This window comes from Salinicoccus siamensis (genome assembly GCF_042429615.1).
Classification (GTDB): domain Bacteria; phylum Bacillota; class Bacilli; order Staphylococcales; family Salinicoccaceae; genus Salinicoccus; species Salinicoccus siamensis.
In genome coordinates this window covers 135,972-155,250 of record NZ_JBHMAH010000010.1, presented here as the reverse complement: position 1 = coordinate 155,250, position 19,279 = coordinate 135,972, and the positions used below count along the sequence as shown (strand labels likewise).

The window sequence follows — 19,279 nt, the reverse complement described above, 5'->3', positions numbered from 1 at the left end:
AAGAAGTCATTCTTGATATACCAGAAAGGTGGATGAACATGTATAAAAAAATTCTGCTCCCGTATGATTTTGGAAACTCTTTCAATAACGTACCTGACCAGTTGACGAAACTTACGGGCAACAGTGAAGACGCTAACATTACAATATTCAATGTGATCCCCGATAGTGAAATGGCAGATAATGTGAAATATCATGGTAAGCATTTCGACGAAATCACCGAAGATAAAATCAAGGCATTGAAGCCTTTCCTGGAAGAGCTGGATGAGCGTGGCTTGAACTATACCACGACATTCAGGGCAGGGCGGATCATCCATGAACTGCTCGAAGAAATAAAAGAAAATGATTATGAAGTAGTGGTCATGAGCAACAAGCGCTCTAAACGGGATATAAAGCATGTCCTCGGCCACGTTACCCATAAGATAGCCAAACGCGTGAACACGCCAGTGCTGATCATCAAATGATCCATACTGTAAAATGAAGGCTTAAAAAAGCCGGGAAAACCATTTAAAAGCCTGTCAACTATATGTGGCAGGCTTTTATTTTTCCAAAATCTATGGAGGGTGATGCGTTATGAAGGAAAGGAGAGAAACCGAGCGGCTGTGGGCCCGTGAAAAATATCGGGTCATGTATCATAGCCAACAGCATTATGATCGTTTAAGGGAAGCATTAAAGAGAGATGCCGGAATTGCGGAAGTGAAGGGATTGATAGAAGACGCAATAGCCATCCCCCCGACCAAAGGGTCGATGATGAATGCATTCGACCACATTTGGGGATATTTCACAAAGGGGTGCACAAATGCAGAACGCGACCGCTATGCAAATATGAAACAGGAATTTAAGGCAGGCAATCTTCCTAAAGAAGAAATGCTGGACCATCTGAAGTCGTTGGCGGTTCTTCATCAACAGAAATATCTGCTTGATTCCACATTGCTGTTTCCAGCCCCCAATTGAGCAAATTCCGTTTATTGCCAATACGAAGTGGGGTATTGTTGTAAAATGAGTAAATAGGAAAGACAAAGGGGTCTTAGATGAAGATAAATGAAATAGTCGATGCTTTAGGGGGTCAATTGTTAAAAAGTATAAATATGGAGGATAGGGTGGAGAAGTCGGTTTCGGGGATTACATCAATGTACCAGGACATTGAACCGGGTCATGTATTCATGCTCAAAAACTCTGCAACTTCAGAGCATTATTTTGATGCTGCTTCAGCCAATGCTCCTGCCTTCATCATTACGGATTTTGAGGTCGGCCGTTTTGATGACAGAAACGTGCCTGTAGTATATGTCGAAGACTTCATGAAGGCCGCGAATAAGATGGCAGAATTTTTTTATGGTAAGTCTATAAAAAAACTTAAATATATAGCAGTCACTGGTACGAACGGAAAGACGACAGTCAGCCACTTCATCGGCAGGCTACTGTCCAACCTCGGTTGCAGAACGGCAACTGTGGGTACTCTTGGAATATTTGACGATGCCTATCAGAAAGTGCCGTTTCGACATACTACTCCAACCACACCAATGCATCTGGAGTTCGCTGAAATCATCAAACATTTCGCCGATCGTGACTATGACTACATCGTCTATGAAGCGACGTCAATCGCCCTGGAGCAGCGGCGTACTGATTTTATCTGGAATGATATGGCCATATTCAATAATTTCAGTCCGGAACACCTCGAATATCATGGAACTGTAGAGGAATATTTGGCAGCGAAGTTGAAATTGGCTCAACGGAGTACATGTATCATGGCGAATGCCGATGTACCGGAGTATGCTTCATTGACGCGCCAAGGGAGGCATTTTTCCAAGCTTGGAGGCGCCTATTATCATTATCGGACAGAGCCTGACCACATCAATCTAAACATCGGCGGATTGAGCTACACGGTTTCACCAGGATTCATTGGAGAACATAATTACATCAATCTGGCTACTGCTATCTTCGGACTTGTGGAGGCAGGTTTTTCAGCTGATGCTGTCATAGGCGCTTCAAGAGGCATCCAGGCACCGGTGCATCGGTTCGAAATGTTTTCAGAAGGGCGTTATGACTTCATCCTGGATTTTGCCCATACACCCGTCGCCATCAATGAGTCCATATCGAATGCGATGAAGTATGCAGAAGCAAAGGGCAAAAATCTGATGGTCATGGTGACGGGCATCGGATTAAGGGGGCAGGATAAAATCAAGAAGACTATGGAAATGGTGCCGCAAAATGTCCCTTGCCTTATCCTGGCAGCAGAGCAAGTCGGCTACGAAGATGAGGAAACGATTGTCCAGATGATGGAGAGGCACTTGCCGGAAAGCTACAAGGATATGGAAATAATCACCGCGTTCTCAAGGCAGGAAGGTATTGTGCAGGCGATTGAACATGCAGGAGAGGATACCCTGATTCTATTGACAGGGATCAACGAGCCCCAGAATTACCGGGGCGCCATGGTGGCGCATGATGATCGGGAGTTCATTTCAAAATATATCAGCGGGAAGTAGAATAAAAAAAGATAGACCCTCCATTGAAGGGCCTATCGCATATTTTCTACGTATTCCTTGATGACTTCAGCCTGATTGTACTGTGTGTCCTTTGCGCTGTACAGCAGGGTGACATTATGACCATCACTTTCTTCCCGGAGTGTTTCGAGAAGCTCTTTGTGTTCTTTGAGTTCTTTGAAGTAATCTTGCTTGAATGTCTCCCATTTTTCCGGGTCGTGGTTGAACCACTTCCGAAGGTCATTTGAAGGAGCGAGTGATCTGTACCATTCATCATGGTCGAGATCTTCTTTTTTGATGCCCCTTGGCCACACTCCATCGACCAGAATGCGTTTTCCATCCTGGGAGGAAGAATCGTCATACACCCTTTTTGTTTTCAACATGATATCACCTCATTATGATCGTGCCCTTTATTGTATGGGGGCAAACAAATAAAAAATGAAATGGATATATAATTGAAATTTTTATGCATTTTATTTAATGTATAGGTAAATGAAGATAACGTGGGGGATTACTATGAATATTAAAGGTGTAGATATCGGAGCGGGCATGCCGAAGGTGGTTGTATCCTTCTCGGGTAATTCAAAGGAAATGATTGATGAAGAAATGGAAGCGGCAAGGATGAATACCAGTGCATTCGATATCCTTGAAATCAGGAGCGATGCATTTGATGCGTTGAGCCGTGAAGACCATATAGAAATGGTCGAATATATTACGAGCCATATGGCCGGGTATCCGATCATCTATACGTACCGGACATTGAAAGAAGGGGGGAAAGGCCAAAAGACGGCAGCTGAATATGAATCATTGCTTGCTGATGTGATGGAACGTTGCAGCATCGACATGGTGGATATTGAATTTTTCATGTATGAAGACATCATCGATAACCTCGTCGCGCGCGCAAAATCCAAGGAGATAGGCGTCATCCTCAGTCAGCACGATTTTCAGGACACTCCCCACTTTGACGAAATGATGGCAACATATCGAGATATGCTCGAAAGTGGCGGAGACATTTTAAAGCTGGCCTACCAACCGGCCGGGGGGCGTGACGTCCTCAGCATATTGAGTGCCGTCCATGATGCCCGTCAACAGTTTGATTGCCGGGTGGTCGGCATCGCAATGGGGGAGCTTGGAAAGATTACCAGGGTAGCCGGCGGAGTATTCGGTTCATGCCTGACCTACGGTTATATACTTCACAAAGCTGCACCTGGACAAATCCTTGCAGAGGATTTGAAGGAAAACCTTGGGTTGTTTGAGGAAGGTAAATAGAAAAAGTGCCGCAGAAGGGCACTTTACTTGATCATATGTTTGATTTCAGGAATTCCTGGACGGATTCAGGTGACTTGGCATCTGCAGAATGCAGGTGGGCGAGCTTCTTGCCGTTCTGGAAAACGAGCAGGCTCGGAATCCCCATGACATCATTCTCATCCGCAGCTTCGGGCACATCGTCACGATTCAGTTCATACCACTCAACATGGTTGTATTCTTCCAGGATGGGATCGATGAACATGTTCATGCGCGTACAGTCCGGGCACCAGTCTGCGAAAAACTTGATGATGATCTTATCATCACCTTGAATCTTTTGGCTGTAGTCATCATATGCAGTAATCGGCTTCATAATCTTACTCCTTTATATATCGATATGTTTCAGTCTACCATCTTTTTTTATAATATGAAAATATGCCAGACCCCAACATCCATGGAAAACTTGAAGAATCACCTTATAATTAAACTGGAGGAAATTGATGACTATATTATATGGGTATCCAAAATGTACGACTTGCCGTAAGGCCAAAAACTTCCTGAAAGAGAATGACATTCCTTTTGAGGACATCGATATCGTGAAAACCCCTCCATCCGGAGAAGAAATATCAGAGATGGCCAAGAAATCCGGAAGAAGTTTGGATGAATTCTTTAATTCACGTGGAAAAAAGTTCAAGGAACTGGAACTTAAGACACGTCTTGATACTTTATCCGACAATGAGAAGCTTGGCTTGCTGGAAGCTGACGGGCTGCTTATAAAACGACCGTTGCTCTATCGCGAAGAAACCGTACTGCTCGGTTTTAAAGAGGCAGAGTATAGGAGAACCTTTGATACGAATGATTAACCTTGCTTAAATGGCAAAGTATGTGAGAATATATATGTGTATAAGAAAAAGGAGGTTTTTATTGTGGCATCACCAAAAGAATTCAAGTATTCAGAAGATCACGAATGGGTCAAGGTGGAAGATGGCAAGGTAACACTCGGCATCACTGAGTTTGCACAATCAGAACTCGGGGACATCGTATTCGTCGAGCTCCCTGCTGAAGGTGACGATATTACAGTTGGGGAATCATTCGGTAGCGTAGAATCAGTTAAGACCGTATCTGAATTATATGCGCCGGTAAGTGGTACAGTAGTAAAAATAAATGAAGAGCTGGAAGATAGCCCTGAACTCGTCAATGAATCTCCTTATGAAGAGGCCTGGATGCTTGTTGTCGAACTTTCCGACGATTCACAGGTCGATAAGCTGATGGATGCGGATGCTTATGATGAAATGGTGGACGCATAGAATACTTGAACTCTGGACATTGTCCAGAGTTTTTTTAAAATCTATCATGGACCAGAGGTGATGGCTATGCATGTTTCTGATAAGATACTCATTGTAGAGGGAAAAACAGATAAGCACCGCATCGAAGAAGTACTGGTGGAGCCTGTACATATAATATGTACGCATGGTACCATGGGAATCTCCAAATTGGATGAAATCCTGGAAGAATCAAATGGTTCTGAGGTCTATATCCTGACCGATTCAGACAGGGAAGGCAGAAAGATCAGACAGTGGTTCAAAAGGCACATTAGTGAGGGCACGCACGTTTATATAGATTCTAACTATGGTGAAGTGAGCCGGTGTCCCCTCGATTATCTTGCGATGCTGCTCGCCCATCATGGATTTTACGTCGATGAAAGACTGCTCATGAAAGGTAAGTTCGAAAATGAAGAAATCCTCCGAAAAAATCGATATAATCAGCCATATTCAAGCTGAAGACACCTTTATCCTGTACTGCTATGCGCCAATCTGCGCCAATTGCAGGATTGCTGAGAAGATGCTGGATGTAGTAGCGGAGATGAAAAGTTTTTCCTATACAGCAGTGGACCTGAATTATGAAAAGGAATTGATTGAAAAATATCAGATCCGTTCTGCACCCGCACTCCTCCTTTTTAAAAATGGGAAGTTGAAGGAAGAAATCTATGCATTTCAATCCGTCCCCCATTTAACTGAAAAATTAGAAGAATTTTTTGTTGACGCCTAGACCGACTGGTGCTATCATGGTTAACAATCGAATAACAAGACTCTTATCAAGAGTGGTGGAGGGAAGTGCCCTATGAAGCCACGGCAACCGTCATTATGACAAGGTGCTAATTCACTAGATCCTAGGATCGAAGATGAGAGGCTGCGGATGATACCAGAAGCCTACTCATTTTTTGAGTAGGCTTTCTTATTTTTATAGGCAGGAGTGGAGCATGATGATAGATATAAAAAAAGCGACCAAGACATTTAAGACTAAAGCCGCAGATATAAAAGCAGTGGATGAGGTAGATCTGCATGTCCGTCAGGGCGAGATATTTGGGGTGATAGGCTACTCCGGGGCTGGGAAGTCCACACTGATCCGGCTGCTCAACGGTCTGGAACGGCCAACTTCAGGTGACGTGGTGATCAGCGGAGATACCCTTACTTCGATGACACGCCCTGCACTTCGGAAAAAACGCCAGAAAGTTTCTATGATTTTTCAGCATTTCAATCTTCTCTGGTCTAGGACGGTCGCTGAAAACATCAGTTTTCCGCTTGAAATTGCCGGTGTGCCTAAAAAGGAGCGTGAGAAGAGAGTCGCTGAACTGATTGCTCTGGTCGGATTGACGGGACGAGAAGACAATCATCCGAGCCAATTGTCTGGAGGCCAGAAGCAACGGGTGGGGATCGCCCGCGCATTATCCAATCGGCCCGAAGTGTTGCTGTGCGATGAGGCGACAAGCGCGCTCGATCCGGAAACGACCGATGAGGTGTTGGATCTGCTGATCAGGATTCGGGATGAAATGGACTTGACTATTGTTCTGATTACCCATGAAATGCATGTGATCCGTAAAATCTGTGATAGAGGCGCTGTCATGGAGAACGGCAAGGTAGTCGAAACAGGACCGATCATAAAATTGTTCCAGAATCCTGAACATAGCGTGACGAAACGATTTGTCAAAGACGATATCAATGATGAAGAATCAGCACTGTCTTTTGAAGAGGTGAAAGAAATGTTCCCAGCTTCAAAGGTTCTGAAGCTTGGATTTGTCGGGTCCCAGTCCAGGGCGCCGATCGTTTCCCAAGTCATCAAAAAATACAACTTGGACTTGAACATATTGTCTGGCAACATCAAGCGGACCAACAACGAGTCCTACGGGCACCTCTACGTTGCCATAGAAGCGGACGAAGAGAAGTTGGGACTTCTTGGTGAGGAGCTTGCCGAGCACGATGTAACAGTGGAGGTGGAGCAGCAATGATGAATTTTGTGGCAGCATTCCAGGAAATGCTCTCTTTTGAGAATGTCAGGTGGGGGAATGTGTGGACAGCTACACAGGAAACCCTCTATATGACGGTAGTTTCAACCGCGTTCACCTTCATCTTCGGCCTGATGCTAGGCATCATACTCTTCTTGTCATCCAAGAAAGAGCATGCAGCAAGTGCGCCGATCTATGGCGTAACGGCTTTCCTCGTCAATTTGTTCAGGGCCATACCGTTCATCATATTAATCATATTGCTGATACCATTCACTAAAGTGTTGATGGGCACCATCATGGGCTCCCAAGGTGCCTTGCCGGCATTGATCATTGGGGCGTCCCCCTTCTATGCAAGACTTGTGGAAATAGCACTGAAAGAGATTGACAAAGGTGTCATCGAAGCAGCGGAGTCCATGGGGGCAGGCACTTGGACAATCATCAGGAAAGTGCTCCTGCCGGAGTCTCTGCCGGCATTGATATCAGGAATCACAGTCACGGCGATCATGCTGGTCGGGTCCACTGCGATTGCAGGAGTCATCGGAGCCGGCGGGCTGGGCAACCTTGCCTACATGGTCGGTTTCACCAGAAGCCAGAGCGATGTCACTCTGGTCGCAACGATAATAATATTGGCGATCGTTTTTATCATCCAGTTCATTGGAGACTTCACCGCCAAAACTGTGGATAAAAGATAGCCCTCATTATAAATACAATTGGAAAGTAGGAATTGATCATGAAAAAATATCTATTGTTTTTTACCCTGTTGGCATTTGCAGTTCTCCTGACAGCATGCGGTGGTTCCAAAGATGCCGTTTCAGATGACAGCGAGGAAAGTGCAGAGAATGCTGAAACAAGTGAAAACGAAGAAACTGAAGAGGCTGGCGGAAAACTCTCGATAGCCGCTTCTCCCGCCCCACATGCCGAAATTCTTGAAAAGGCAGCCAGCCTGCTTGAATCAGAAGGAATCGAACTTGATATTTCAATCGTCAATGACTACACTACCCCAAACCGTCTTTTAGCGGATGAGGAAGTCGATGCAAACTACTTTCAGCACACACCGTACCTTAAAACGGAAAAAGAATCCCACGATTATGATCTAGAAAGTGCAGGGAATGTCCATATAGAACCTATGGCCGTCTATTCGAAAGACTATGATGCCCTAGAAGACTTACCAGATGGCGCAACCATCCTTGTTTCCAACAACCCGGCTGAAGAGGGACGTTTCCTGTCATTCTTTGTAGATGCAGGATTGATCGAAATCGAAGAAGGCATCGATATCGAAGATGCAACATTTGATGACATCACCAAAAATGAAAAGAATTTCGAATTCAACAACCAGACAGCACCAGAACTGTTGGTTGAAATGTACAATAATAATGAAGCACCCGCAGTAATCATCAATTCGAATTTTGCGCTTGACGGAGGCTTGAATCCAGTGGATGATTCAATCGCCATTGAAGAGGGTGACTCTCCATATGCAAACCTGGTGGCAGTACGTTCAGGGGATGCAGAACGCGATGATATAAAGAAATTGATTAAAGTGCTGCAAGGAGAAGAAATCAAACAATATATTGAAGACAACTATGAAGGAGCAGTGATTCCGGCAGAATAAACACAGACGCGGCAGCATAGACTGTCGTTTTTTTAATTGAGAAAATACCCTGCTCATTTTCAATGGAAAGCTTTTTATGAAGCAGAAACATGTATAAAGCATATGATGTTACATATATTAAGAATAAGGGTAAAAGTATACTGAATAAAATACGCTCTACAGGGAGGGGTAAAAATGAACGGTGAAGAAAAGGGAGTATTCGACAAATCCATCGTCATGGTTTCATTTCTAGTCGCGGCTTTTACAGCAGTAATCGGCCCGATCATCCTATGGGTCCTGAAGAAGGATGAGGATGAAGCGACGGGAGAGGCATTGAGGGTAGTTGCCAACTTCGGTCTTTCATACACGATCTATATGTTTGTAGCCTGGTTGACATCATTCATCCTGATTGGTCTGATCCTAGGCCCTATTTTGACCATCGCATTCTATGTATTCATCGTAATCGGGGCCATTAAAGCAAATGAAGGGGAAATCTACAAGCCGCCATTCACCTTGGACATCATAAAATAGAAGTCGTTCTGCTTATTCCCCACGATCCGCATCGGTCGTGGGGGATATTTTTGCCCATATGCATGTTTGGGAGGGTGCAAAGGTTTAAAGTCGGGTAAGTTTACGTTATAATATAGGAGTATTGGAAAACCCTTGCTAGTCTTTGACTATTAATTGGAATTATTATAAACTAGTAAGGAGAAATAAATTATAAAATAATCTGTTGGAGGGTAATATAAATGGCATCTGTTCTAGAAATCAAGGACCTGCATGTTGAAATCGAAGGTAAGGAAATTCTCAAAGGTGTGGATCTTGTATTGAAGCAAGGTGAAATCCACGCTGTAATGGGGCCAAACGGTACAGGTAAATCCACGCTTGCCCAGGCGATCATGGGCCACCCAAGGTATGAAGTGACTCAAGGCGAGGTACTCCTTGATGGTGAAAACGTACTTGAGATGGAAGTGGACGAACGTGCCCAGGCAGGCCTTTTCCTCGGCATGCAGTATCCATCCGAGATTTCCGGTGTGACCAACTCCGATTTCCTGCGTTCTGCAATCAATGCCCAACGTGAAGAGGGCGATGAAATCAATTTGATGCAGTTCATCAAAAAATTGGACAAAAACATGAACCATCTAGAGATGGACCTGGACATGTCCACACGCTACCTTAACGAAGGTTTCTCCGGCGGTGAGAAAAAACGCAACGAAATCCTTCAGCTCATGATGCTGCAACCGAAATTCGGCATCCTGGATGAAATAGACTCCGGTCTTGATATCGATGCATTGAAGATTGTATCTAAAGGCATCAACGAAATGCGTGGAGAAAACTTCGGTGCTTTGATCATCACACACTATCAGCGCCTATTGAACTACATCGAACCAGATAATGTTCATGTAATGATGCAAGGCCGTATCGTCAAGTCAGGCGGCGCGGAGCTGTCGAAACGTCTTGAGGAAGAGGGTTACGACTGGATCAAGGAAGAACTCGGCATCGAAGATGAAACAATTGCTGCAGACGCAGAATAAGACAGGAGGATGACCATGGCTACTGATTTGAATGAATATGTTATCAATGCTGATGAAGTTCTTTCACGTGCAAAGGAACGCGGTGAGTCTGAACTGCTGATCAGCAAGAAGAAAGAAGCACTCGATAAGATTGAAACGCTTGAAATGCCAAAACCGGACAAGACCAAAATCAACAGGTGGGACTTCTTCACGAACTCGAAGCCGGTAGTGGACAGTGATGTCTATGGTTCACTTGAAGAGCTGCCTGAATCAGTCAAAAACCTTCTGGACAAGGAACACACTAAAAACATCTATGTCCAGCACAATAATACCCCTGCCTACCTCCAGGTTTCTGACGAACTGCTCGATCAGGGCGTCATTGTAGAAAATATAATTGAAGCGAGCGAGAACCATAGGGAACTCGTAGAAAAGTACTTTATGACCGAAGGGGTCAAAATAGATGAACACAAACTCGCGGCTTACCATGCAGCAATGTTGAATGGCGGTCTGTTTGTGTACATTCCAAAGAATGTTCAGGTGAAAGACCCTGTGCAGATGGTAGTCCTCCATGATGATGAATCAGCCTCCCTCTTCAACCACGTACTGATTGTGGCGGATGAAGGCTCGGAACTGACCTATGTTGAAAACTACCTGTCTACAGTCGAACATTCCAATGAACAGTTCAACATCATTTCTGAAGTCATCGCTAAAGATAATGCCAAAATCACGTACGGTGCAGTCGATTTCCTGCCTGAAGGGTTTACAGGCTACAACAACCGTCGTGGTGTAGCTGGAAGAGATGCATATATAGATTGGGCATTGGGCCAGATGAATGACTCCAACGTCATTATAGATAACACGACCTACTTGATGGGAGACAACTCAAAATCAGATCTGAAGACTGTTGTCGTTGGCCGCGGAGAACAGATACTGAACTTCACTTCGCAGATCATCCATTACGGCAAAGACTCAGAGGGCCATATATTGAAGCATGGCGTAATGAAAGATAGTGCAACAAGCATATTCAACGGCATAGGGTACATCAAGCATGGCGCATCACGCAGTGATGCACAGCAGGAATCAAGGGTGCTTATGCTGAGTGAACGTGCAAGGGGTGACGCGAACCCGATCCTCCTGATAGATGAAGACGATGTTACTGCAGGCCACGCGGCATCTGTCGGCCGTGTAGATCCGCTTCAGATGTTCTACCTCATGAGCCGTGGCATTTCCAGAAGGGAAGCTGAAAGGCTCGTCATCCACGGTTTCCTGGATCCAGTCGTACGCGCCTTGCCGATAGAATCCGTCAAGAACCAGCTCAGGGATGTTATTGAATTGAAAGTACTTTCAAAATAAGCTTTAAAGGGGTTTTCCCGAATGAACGTGAATGATATCAGAAAGGATTTCCCAATCCTTGATCAGCAGGTCAACGGCAAAGACCTCATCTACCTGGATACATCAGCGACAAGTCAGACACCATTGGTTGTCATCGATGCGATGACCGAATATTACCAGTCATATAACTCGAATGTTCATCGGGGTGTCCATACACTTGGGACTCATGCAACTGAAGGTTATGAACAGGCCAGGATGAAAGTGAAATCCTTCATCAATGCCAAACGGTTCGAAGAGATTGTTTTCACTAGAGGCACGACTGCAGCAATCAATCTTGTAGCACGGAGCTTCGGTGATATGATCATTGAACCGGGTGATGAAATTGTAGTGACTGAAATGGAACACCACGCTAATATTGTCCCATGGCAGGAGCTCGCAAAGCGGACAGGGGCTGAACTGAACTTCATCCCGATGGAAGCGGACGGCACATTGACTAAAGACAGCATCGAAGCTACTATCGGCGATAAGACGAAGATTGTCGCAGTCACCCATGTGTCCAATGTGTTGGGGACGATCAACGACATCAAAAGCATCGCTGAAACGGCTCATAATAACGGTGCCTATATTGTAGTTGATGGTGCGCAGGCAGTGCCCCATATGACAGTTGATGTACAGGATCTGGATGTTGACTTCTATGCGTTCAGCGGGCATAAGATGCTTGGTCCAACCGGCATCGGCGTCCTTTACGGCAAAAGTGAACTCCTTGACGAAATGCCGCCTATAGAATATGGTGGCGATATGATCGATTTCGTCGATCTCAGAACATCCACTTGGACAGATTTACCTGTAAAATTCGAAGCCGGTACGCCAATGATTGCTGAAGCGATTGGTTTGGCGGCTGCTATCGACTATATAAGGGAAATCGGTCCGGAAACGATTCTGGCTCATGAAAAAGAACTTGCAGACTACGCCCTTTCGCAGATGAAGTCATTGGAGGGCATAGAAATCTATGGTCCGGATTCCCGTGCCGGGTTGATTACATTCAACTTGACCGATGTGCATCCACATGATCTTGCGACCGCCCTTGATTCAGAGGGGATTGCAGTCAGAGCGGGACACCATTGTGCACAGCCACTCATGAAATGGCTGGGCGTATCGTCTACAGCACGCGCGAGTTTCTATATATACAACACGAAAGAAGAGATTGACAGCTTGATCGAAAGCCTTAAGCGTACGAAGGAGTTTTTCTCTTATGAATTTTAATAACCTGAATCAACTATACCGGTCAGTCATAATGGACCACTATAAGAACCCACGCAACAAAGGGGTCATTGAAAACGGTACAATGACGGTAGACATGAACAACCCGACATGCGGAGACCGCATTCGCCTGACGTTGAACGTCGTCGATGAAATAGTCGAGGATGTCAAGTTTGACGGCGAGGGCTGTTCCATTTCAATGGCCAGTGCGTCTATGATGACTGAATCGATCACCGGTAAAAATATTAATGAAGCACTTGCCATGGGGGATGAATTCAGCAAGATGATGTTGGGTGAAGACTATGATATCACTGAAGATATGGGGGATATCGAAGCGCTGTCCGGAGTCACCCAATTCCCGGCACGCATCAAATGTGCCACACTATCTTGGAAGGCCCTTGAAAAAGGTGTCAAATCCTCTGACAGCAAACTATGAGAAGGAGTGAGTTGAATGGCTAAACAAGAGCTAGAAATGGAAGATTATAAATATGGTTTCCATGATGAAGATGTCTCCATTTTCCGTTCGGACCGCGGTTTGACAGAAGAAATAGTAAGAGAGATTTCGAACATGAAAGAAGAACCGCAATGGATGCTGGACTTCCGTCTCAAATCATTGGAACATTTCTATAGGATGCCAATGCCGACATGGGGCGGAGACCTTTCAGAATTGAACTTTGATGAAATCACGTACTACGTGAAACCATCTGAACAGTCAGAGCGTTCATGGGACGAAGTTCCAGAAGAAATCAAGCGTACTTTCGATAAACTTGGTATCCCAGAAGCAGAACAGAAATACCTTGCGGGTGTTTCTGCACAGTATGAATCAGAAGTGGTCTACCACAATATGGAGCAGGACCTGGAAGATAAAGGTGTAATCTTTAAAGATACAGATTCTGCCCTCCGTGAAAACGAAGAACTCTTCAAGGAATATTGGGCGACAGTTGTCCCTCCAACAGACAACAAATTTTCGGCACTCAACTCTGCAGTATGGTCAGGTGGTTCATTCATCTATTGTCCACCAGGCGTCAAACTCGATACGCCACTCCAGGCTTATTTCAGAATCAACTCTGAAAATATGGGACAGTTTGAACGCACCCTGATCATCTGTGACGAAGGGTCGAGCGTCCACTATGTAGAAGGGTGTACAGCGCCTGTCTATACGACGAACTCCCTGCACTCAGCTGTTGTTGAGATCATCGTCAAAAAAGATGCCTACTGCCGTTATACTACAATCCAGAACTGGGCTAACAACGTGTATAACCTTGTTACAAAACGTACATTCGTCGATGCCAATGGCACGATGGAATGGGTAGATGGCAACATTGGATCCAAGATCACGATGAAGTATCCATCAATCTTCCTAAAAGGCGAAGGCTCACGTGGAATGACGCTCTCCATCGCGCTTGCAGGTAAAGGTCAACTGCAGGACGCCGGAGCTAAGATGATTCACCTGGCACCTAACACATCATCTACAATCGTTTCCAAATCGATTGCAAAACAGGGTGGTAAAGTGTCTTACCGTGGCCAAGTCCACTTTGGAAGGAAAGCCACTGGTGCACGTTCCAACATCGAGTGTGACACACTCATCATGGATAACGAGTCCACCTCAGATACAATTCCTTACAACGAGATCCTGAACGATAACATCTCCCTCGAGCATGAGGCTAAAGTTTCCAAAGTTTCCGAAGAGCAGCTCTTCTACTTGATGAGCCGCGGAATTGGAGAAGAGGAAGCGACAGAGATGATCGTCATGGGCTTCATCGAACCATTCACGAAAGAACTGCCTATGGAATATGCAGTTGAGATGAACCGTCTGATTTCATTCGAAATGGAAGGTTCCATCGGTTAATACCAATAACAATTCAAAAAAGCCTTATCACATCGGTGATAAGGCTTTTTGTTATGCAAATTTCTTAGACGAAAGGCTGCACCAACGGAGAAGTGAGGATAATCATCATGAGCAATATCAGGACAAGATAGAGGATGGAGTAGCGGAGGTTCATCTTAGCCCAGATCTTCTTATCTTCTGATACATTCCCCCGAGAAGCGATGAAAATCCAATAGAAGGTCAGTATTGCTGTCGATATGGAGAAAAGCCATCCCATCGAATCGAGAAGGATAACGGGGAAGGGCAGGAGCAGAATGACATATACCACAATCTGTCTGATGGTGGCATCCACCCCCCGCACTACCGGCAGCATCGGTACGCCAGCGCGTGAGTAATCAGCTAATCTTCTTATGGCGATGGCATAAGTATGTGGAATCTGCCAGATGAGCAAGAGATAGAACAATGCCAACGGTACAATATGGTAGGCGGGGGCGATTACAGCCCAGCCTATCATTGGGGTGAAGGCACCTGAAATGCTGCCGACGATCGTGTTCATCGTGTATCTGCGTTTCGACCAGAATGTATAAAGCACAACATAGAAGAACCAGCCGGCAAACGAATAGATGAAGGCTTCAGCCGTTGTAGCAGACATGATGGCCAAACCAAGTAGAGTGGAAATGATACCCGACCATAGGACTGCTTTTAATGTAAAAGCACCTGTCACAGTTGGTCTGTTTTGTGTCCTGGCCATTACGCGATCCAAATCTGCTTCATACCAATTGTTGAGCATCAACGCGCCCGAAATGACAAGCGTACTGCCAATCATCATCAGAAAAAATATGCCCAGATGATCTATGAAATGTTCTCCATTGAAGTATAGCGCGAGCCAATATGCAGTAAAAACAGGGAGCACATTAGCCAGAAGCACTTTACCTTTAAGCAGATATTTCAGATCAGAAAAAAAGGAGAGGAGCTGGTATGTATAGCTCCGATCTTTTATTAATGTTTTATCTTCCAAACAAGTTCCCTCGCAAATAATATATTGATGACCTTCCATACCATTATAACAGCAACCACCATTGGAAGGATGGACATACGCTCTCCATATTACCAAATACAGTACAAAAAAAGAAAGCATGGTTACATGCTTTCTTCAATATCATTAGAATAGATAATGGTTGCCATTGATCAGATTATGGATGGAATATCCAAAGTCCATCTGGAGATGCGGGTAATCCTTGAAAGATTCCCAGTCCCCGCCCCAGGTGAACCCGAGGTTTTTAGCAATCTGTGCGACCTCGAACCAATCCGGGTAGCCGTTGCCATTGCCGTCATATTCTAAATCCCAGATGACATCATGACCGACTTCCAGCGCGAAATCGACCGCCAAACCATAATTGTGGTAGGATTCCCCGGCCTGGGCATTAGTCACTATGTAGCCTGCTGTAGTACGTCCCTGCGCGTAGAGTCTGTCCTGCTCTTCAAATGACCGGAAACCGTCTGTAAAGCGTATGTTGATGCCGCGTGCAGCAGCGTGCTGCCTCAATAGCTCTGCGTGCTCTGCAACTACTGGATGCAAGCCTTGAGGTTGTCTTGTTTCCTGCCACTGTTCAGCAGATGCTGTTGATGGGGCGCTAAGTAAAAATGCAGTGATGGTAAAAAGTGACGCAATCGCAAATGACAAAGATCTGATGCCTTTTCTCATAAAAGTGTAATTCTCCTTTGTTTAGTTGTTTATCCTTTCTTACGTTAACATAGTGATTGGAGATTTCAATGTATTCTGATAAATTATATAGAATTGTAATGAAAATGTAATGGTAGCTGAAATACTGCTATTGGAAAACTTAAATGAGTTCAGATTATATGTAAATTTTTATTTTCCCTTTAGGAGTGTATAATGGCATATAAGATGGAGGAGGGATCTGATGAAGATAGTAGGCAGAAGGGAAATGCAGGAAATCGAGCGCCACGTCATTGAAAATATAGGGTTGCCGGGTAAGGTGCTGATGGAGCTTGCCGGCAATCATGTCGCTGAAGAAATAGAGTCAGCCTATCCCGACCAGAACACTTCCGTCATGATACTGCTTGGTTCAGGGAACAATGCCGGCGATGGGTTCGTCATTGCCAGGCGCCTGTTTGATGCAGGATATGAGCCGATGGTATGGCTTCTCGAGAAACCCGAAAAGCTTAAGGGGGATGCCCATCTACAATATAAGGTCTATTCAGCGAGAGAATTGTCCCTACACCACTTGGAAGACGGAGAGGAGCGTATGGGGGCGGACCTGAGGAAAGCTGAAGTCGTCATCGATGCGATGCTCGGTACAGGTGGAGAAGGCCCGGTGCGCGAGCCGATCAAACATGTCATTGAAGCGGTGAATGATAAAGTGGATGGAGAAGTTATTGCAGTGGATATTCCATCGGGCCTGTCATGCGACACGGGCGAGGTAACGGATGTTGCCATACAGGCAAATATTACATATACGTTCGGTTTTCCAAAACGCGGCTTCTTTCTGCAACAGGGACCGTCCATTATAGGCAGATGGCAGGTGAAAGATATTTCCATCCCCTGCTCCATTGCAGAAACCGTCAAATCCAATCTGCCTGAAGTCGTCACCCCCGAACGCGCGCAAAAGGCACTGCCGGCACGTTATCAGTTTGGACATAAGGGGACGTTTGGCCATGTGCTTGTTGTAGGCGGCTCAAAGCCCTATATCGGAGCCCCCTTGCACAGTGCCGAGAGTGCTTTCATGACAGGTGCCGGGCTTGTAACGTTGCTTGTGCCTGAGGATATATATACGGCCGTAGCCAGTCAGAACAAGAATGCATTGCTCCGCACACTACCTAGTGAAGCCGGCCATTTCAGCAGTACCGTTACGGAAGGTATCCCCTTCGAAGATCTGGACGTCCTGGCGGTCGGTCCTGGCCTTGGCCGCTTTACTGGTGGACAAGAATTTCTACAGCGTCTAATGGAAGGGTGCACAGGACAGCCTATCGTCATCGATGCCGATGGTCTCTACCATATAAAGGATCAGCTCGGTAGAATCTCCGAATACGCAGGCGAGGTCGTCCTGACCCCGCATCCGGGGGAGATGGCCATGCTCCTTGGCAAGGAAGTTTCAGAAGTAGAAGCTGATAGGTTGGGCATCGCTCATGAATTTGCCCAAAAATATGGTGTCAATCTGGTCCTCAAGGGCCATCGTACCGTCATTGCGACACCTGATGCCCTGCTGATCAATCAAAATGGTAATGACAGCCTCGCTAAAGGGGGGAGTGGTGATGTGCTGACTGGTATGATCGCTTCTTTCCTTGGACAGGGGGCCAGCCTATTGGATGCCATGACAGCAGCTGTCCACCTTCATGCAACAGCCGGTGAATCAGCAGCCATCCGCCTATCCCATTATAGCGTGACCCCAGAAGATGTGATGGCCGAAATCAGATATATCATGAAGGAATGGGAGGTAGGGAAATGAAGGAGAAGGCATTAAAGAGTGGTAACGGCAACCTTTTTAAAAATGATGTGCCGACCACCGGCAAGCTGCACCTGACGTCTGAAGCCATTTATCATATTCCTCAGGCAATGAATCTGGACCGTAAAGAGACCAAGATAATGCTGGATGAAATAGAGCAAGTGGAAGTCATCAACTTTAGGGTGTTGAAGCTGATACCGATCACTAATGGCCTGCAGATCACACTGAGAGACGGGAGAGATCTGAAATTCGTAGTAAACGGGAGGAAGAGATGGAAAAAGCATATAGAGGAGGCGCTCACCCACCGCAGGTTCAGTGATTCGATAAAATAAAGGGGGAACTCAGATGACGCAAAGGGGCTTCAGTCTCAAAGGACTTAAAATGGTGGTCAGAGCAATAGCAGTGGTGACCTCAAGCATAGCAGCAATCATCTCTACAGCATTGCCGCTTCTGCTGGGCTATGATGTCACGGTACTCGGCCTATTTGGTCTATCCCTGCTGCTTGTCACAGGTGCACTCCTCGTACACGGTGTGCTGGCCCATGTATTGAATGATCTGATGGACTTCGAATCAGGTACCGATCAGGCCAGTCCTGCCTTGTTGTCCGGTGGCAGCCGCGTCATCCAGGATGGTGTAATGTCTCTTGGGAGTCTGAGGCGGATGGCGGTTTTAGCAACCATCATACTTCTATCTGCCGGGCTCCTTTTTATGGTGCTGGGCCAATTCAAGCTTGTCATCTTGACGCTCATCGGCATCTGGGGTGCTGTAACCTATTCAACCAGACCGTTCATCTTTGCCTATCGGCCGTTCCTTGGAGAATGGGTCAGCCTATTCCCGTCCATGCTGCTGCTTGGTTTTGCAGCGCCATGGATCATGCTGGATTCCGTTCCATTATGGGCTTGGCAGAATGCCACGATAAACGCGCTTTGGTGCATGGCATGGGTGATGGTCCACCACATCCCTGATTTGAATGCTGACAGGAATGCTGTTCCAAAGAAGCGGACGTCGGTCGTCTGGTCGGTCGAACGCTATGGCCTTTATCGGGCGGGACTTCCTGCCCTGATTTATCTCATATTGGTTTTCATCATCGTCACGACAATGATATCAGGTCGGCCGATTGGGGCAGTTGGTGCATTATTGATGCTCGGGTATGCCATCTATCTGATTTTAAGCATGGATGTAAAAGATATCGAACAAGTTACGCAACGTGAAAAGGTATTGCTTCTGCTCGCCATGAGCACTGCGGTATGGTTGGGAATATTCTATTGATATATGGAAGATAACG

At 45.8% G+C, this 19,279-nt stretch carries 24 protein-coding genes and 1 riboswitch; of the genes, 20 read left to right on the top strand and 4 right to left on the bottom strand.

Going from position 1 to position 19,279, the window contains the following annotated elements:
* Positions 1–38: 38 nt before the first annotated feature.
* The 3 genes from ACFFLE_RS04620 to ACFFLE_RS04610 all read left to right on the top strand — a co-directional run bounded on the left by ACFFLE_RS04620 (position 39) and on the right by ACFFLE_RS04610 (position 2,480).
* Positions 39–461 (top strand): universal stress protein, encoded by a 423-nt coding sequence (locus ACFFLE_RS04620; protein ID WP_380569973.1) that lies wholly within the window; start codon positions 39–41, stop codon positions 459–461.
* A gap of 109 nt (positions 462–570) precedes the next feature.
* Complete coding sequence (locus ACFFLE_RS04615) at positions 571–951, top strand: YbgA family protein (protein ID WP_380569972.1); 381 nt, start codon at positions 571–573, stop codon at positions 949–951.
* A gap of 77 nt (positions 952–1,028) precedes the next feature.
* Positions 1,029–2,480: a Mur ligase family protein gene (locus ACFFLE_RS04610; protein WP_380569971.1), complete on the top strand. Its 1,452-nt coding sequence runs from the start codon at positions 1,029–1,031 to the stop codon at positions 2,478–2,480.
* Between the two features lie 32 nt (positions 2,481–2,512).
* On the opposite strand, the gene ACFFLE_RS04605 is transcribed toward ACFFLE_RS04610, so the two are convergent.
* Positions 2,513–2,860, bottom strand: coding sequence for a DUF488 domain-containing protein (locus ACFFLE_RS04605; RefSeq protein WP_380569970.1), 348 nt, complete (start codon positions 2,858–2,860; stop codon positions 2,513–2,515).
* Between the two features lie 133 nt (positions 2,861–2,993).
* Here ACFFLE_RS04605 and aroD point away from each other — a divergent pair, with 133 nt between their 5' ends.
* Entirely contained in the window at positions 2,994–3,746 is a 753-nt protein-coding gene (aroD, locus tag ACFFLE_RS04600; protein WP_380569969.1) for a type I 3-dehydroquinate dehydratase, read from the top strand.
* A gap of 31 nt (positions 3,747–3,777) precedes the next feature.
* Here the strand turns inward: aroD and ACFFLE_RS04595 are convergent, their stop codons facing one another.
* Entirely contained in the window at positions 3,778–4,095 is a 318-nt protein-coding gene (locus ACFFLE_RS04595; protein ID WP_380569968.1) for a thioredoxin family protein, read from the bottom strand.
* A 127-nt stretch (positions 4,096–4,222) separates the two neighbouring features.
* On the opposite strand from ACFFLE_RS04595, the gene ACFFLE_RS04590 reads away from it, so the two are divergent.
* From ACFFLE_RS04590 to sufB, 13 genes are all read left to right on the top strand, one after another.
* Positions 4,223–4,585, top strand: a complete 363-nt coding sequence (locus tag ACFFLE_RS04590) for a Spx/MgsR family RNA polymerase-binding regulatory protein (protein ID WP_380569967.1) — start codon at positions 4,223–4,225, stop codon at positions 4,583–4,585.
* A gap of 63 nt (positions 4,586–4,648) precedes the next feature.
* Positions 4,649–5,029: a glycine cleavage system protein GcvH gene (gene gcvH, locus ACFFLE_RS04585; protein ID WP_380569966.1), complete on the top strand. Its 381-nt coding sequence runs from the start codon at positions 4,649–4,651 to the stop codon at positions 5,027–5,029.
* A gap of 66 nt (positions 5,030–5,095) precedes the next feature.
* On the top strand, positions 5,096–5,503 hold the full coding sequence (locus ACFFLE_RS04580) for a toprim domain-containing protein (RefSeq protein ID WP_380569965.1): 408 nt from the start codon (positions 5,096–5,098) through the stop codon (positions 5,501–5,503).
* On the top strand, positions 5,454–5,771 hold the full coding sequence (locus tag ACFFLE_RS04575; protein ID WP_380569964.1) for a thioredoxin family protein: 318 nt from the start codon (positions 5,454–5,456) through the stop codon (positions 5,769–5,771). Before ACFFLE_RS04580 ends, ACFFLE_RS04575 begins: the two co-directional genes overlap by 50 nt.
* A 40-nt stretch (positions 5,772–5,811) precedes the next feature.
* A riboswitch (SAM riboswitch) is annotated at positions 5,812–5,911 on the top strand.
* 74 nt (positions 5,912–5,985) lie between these two features.
* Complete coding sequence (locus ACFFLE_RS04570) at positions 5,986–7,008, top strand: methionine ABC transporter ATP-binding protein (RefSeq protein WP_380570021.1); 1,023 nt, start codon at positions 5,986–5,988, stop codon at positions 7,006–7,008.
* Positions 7,005–7,697, top strand: coding sequence for a methionine ABC transporter permease (locus tag ACFFLE_RS04565; RefSeq protein ID WP_380569963.1), 693 nt, complete (start codon positions 7,005–7,007; stop codon positions 7,695–7,697). Before ACFFLE_RS04570 ends, ACFFLE_RS04565 begins: the two co-directional genes overlap by 4 nt.
* Positions 7,698–7,735: 38 nt before the next feature.
* A complete protein-coding gene (locus ACFFLE_RS04560; protein ID WP_380569962.1) occupies positions 7,736–8,614 on the top strand; it encodes a MetQ/NlpA family ABC transporter substrate-binding protein in 879 nt (292 codons plus the stop codon).
* Positions 8,615–8,788: 174 nt separating this feature from the next.
* Positions 8,789–9,124 carry a DUF4870 domain-containing protein gene (locus ACFFLE_RS04555; protein ID WP_380569961.1) on the top strand — a complete coding sequence of 112 codons (336 nt, stop codon included), beginning with the start codon at positions 8,789–8,791 and terminating at the stop codon, positions 9,122–9,124.
* Positions 9,125–9,342: 218 nt separating this feature from the next.
* Positions 9,343–10,128: a Fe-S cluster assembly ATPase SufC gene (gene sufC / locus ACFFLE_RS04550; protein WP_380569960.1), complete on the top strand. Its 786-nt coding sequence runs from the start codon at positions 9,343–9,345 to the stop codon at positions 10,126–10,128.
* A gap of 15 nt (positions 10,129–10,143) precedes the next feature.
* A complete protein-coding gene (gene sufD / locus ACFFLE_RS04545) occupies positions 10,144–11,460 on the top strand; it encodes a Fe-S cluster assembly protein SufD (RefSeq protein ID WP_380569959.1) in 1,317 nt (438 codons plus the stop codon).
* A 21-nt stretch (positions 11,461–11,481) separates the two neighbouring features.
* Positions 11,482–12,702, top strand: a complete 1,221-nt coding sequence (locus tag ACFFLE_RS04540) for a cysteine desulfurase (protein ID WP_380569958.1) — start codon at positions 11,482–11,484, stop codon at positions 12,700–12,702.
* The gene (gene sufU, locus ACFFLE_RS04535; protein WP_380569957.1) at positions 12,692–13,135 is read left to right on the top strand and encodes a Fe-S cluster assembly sulfur transfer protein SufU; all 444 of its coding nucleotides are present in this window, start codon (positions 12,692–12,694) and stop codon (positions 13,133–13,135) included. The genes ACFFLE_RS04540 and sufU overlap by 11 nt, the downstream gene beginning before the upstream one ends.
* Before the next feature lie 15 nt (positions 13,136–13,150).
* The gene (gene sufB / locus ACFFLE_RS04530; RefSeq protein WP_380569956.1) at positions 13,151–14,548 is read left to right on the top strand and encodes a Fe-S cluster assembly protein SufB; all 1,398 of its coding nucleotides are present in this window, start codon (positions 13,151–13,153) and stop codon (positions 14,546–14,548) included.
* A 64-nt stretch (positions 14,549–14,612) separates the two neighbouring features.
* On the opposite strand, the gene cyoE is transcribed toward sufB, so the two are convergent.
* The gene (cyoE, locus tag ACFFLE_RS04525) at positions 14,613–15,545 is read right to left on the bottom strand and encodes a heme o synthase (RefSeq protein WP_380569955.1); all 933 of its coding nucleotides are present in this window, start codon (positions 15,543–15,545) and stop codon (positions 14,613–14,615) included.
* A 144-nt stretch (positions 15,546–15,689) separates the two neighbouring features.
* Positions 15,690–16,232 (bottom strand): M15 family metallopeptidase, encoded by a 543-nt coding sequence (locus ACFFLE_RS04520; protein ID WP_380569954.1) that lies wholly within the window; start codon positions 16,230–16,232, stop codon positions 15,690–15,692.
* A 220-nt stretch (positions 16,233–16,452) separates the two neighbouring features.
* Between ACFFLE_RS04520 and ACFFLE_RS04515 the strand changes: the two genes are divergently transcribed.
* The 3 genes from ACFFLE_RS04515 to ACFFLE_RS04505 are packed head-to-tail and all read left to right on the top strand — an operon-like array spanning position 16,453 to position 19,263.
* Positions 16,453–17,997: an NAD(P)H-hydrate dehydratase gene (locus ACFFLE_RS04515; protein WP_380569953.1), complete on the top strand. Its 1,545-nt coding sequence runs from the start codon at positions 16,453–16,455 to the stop codon at positions 17,995–17,997.
* Entirely contained in the window at positions 17,994–18,326 is a 333-nt protein-coding gene (locus ACFFLE_RS04510; protein ID WP_380569952.1) for a hypothetical protein, read from the top strand. Before ACFFLE_RS04515 ends, ACFFLE_RS04510 begins: the two co-directional genes overlap by 4 nt.
* 13 nt (positions 18,327–18,339) lie before the next feature.
* A complete protein-coding gene (locus tag ACFFLE_RS04505) occupies positions 18,340–19,263 on the top strand; it encodes a prenyltransferase (protein WP_380569951.1) in 924 nt (307 codons plus the stop codon).
* Positions 19,264–19,279 lie beyond the last annotated feature (16 nt).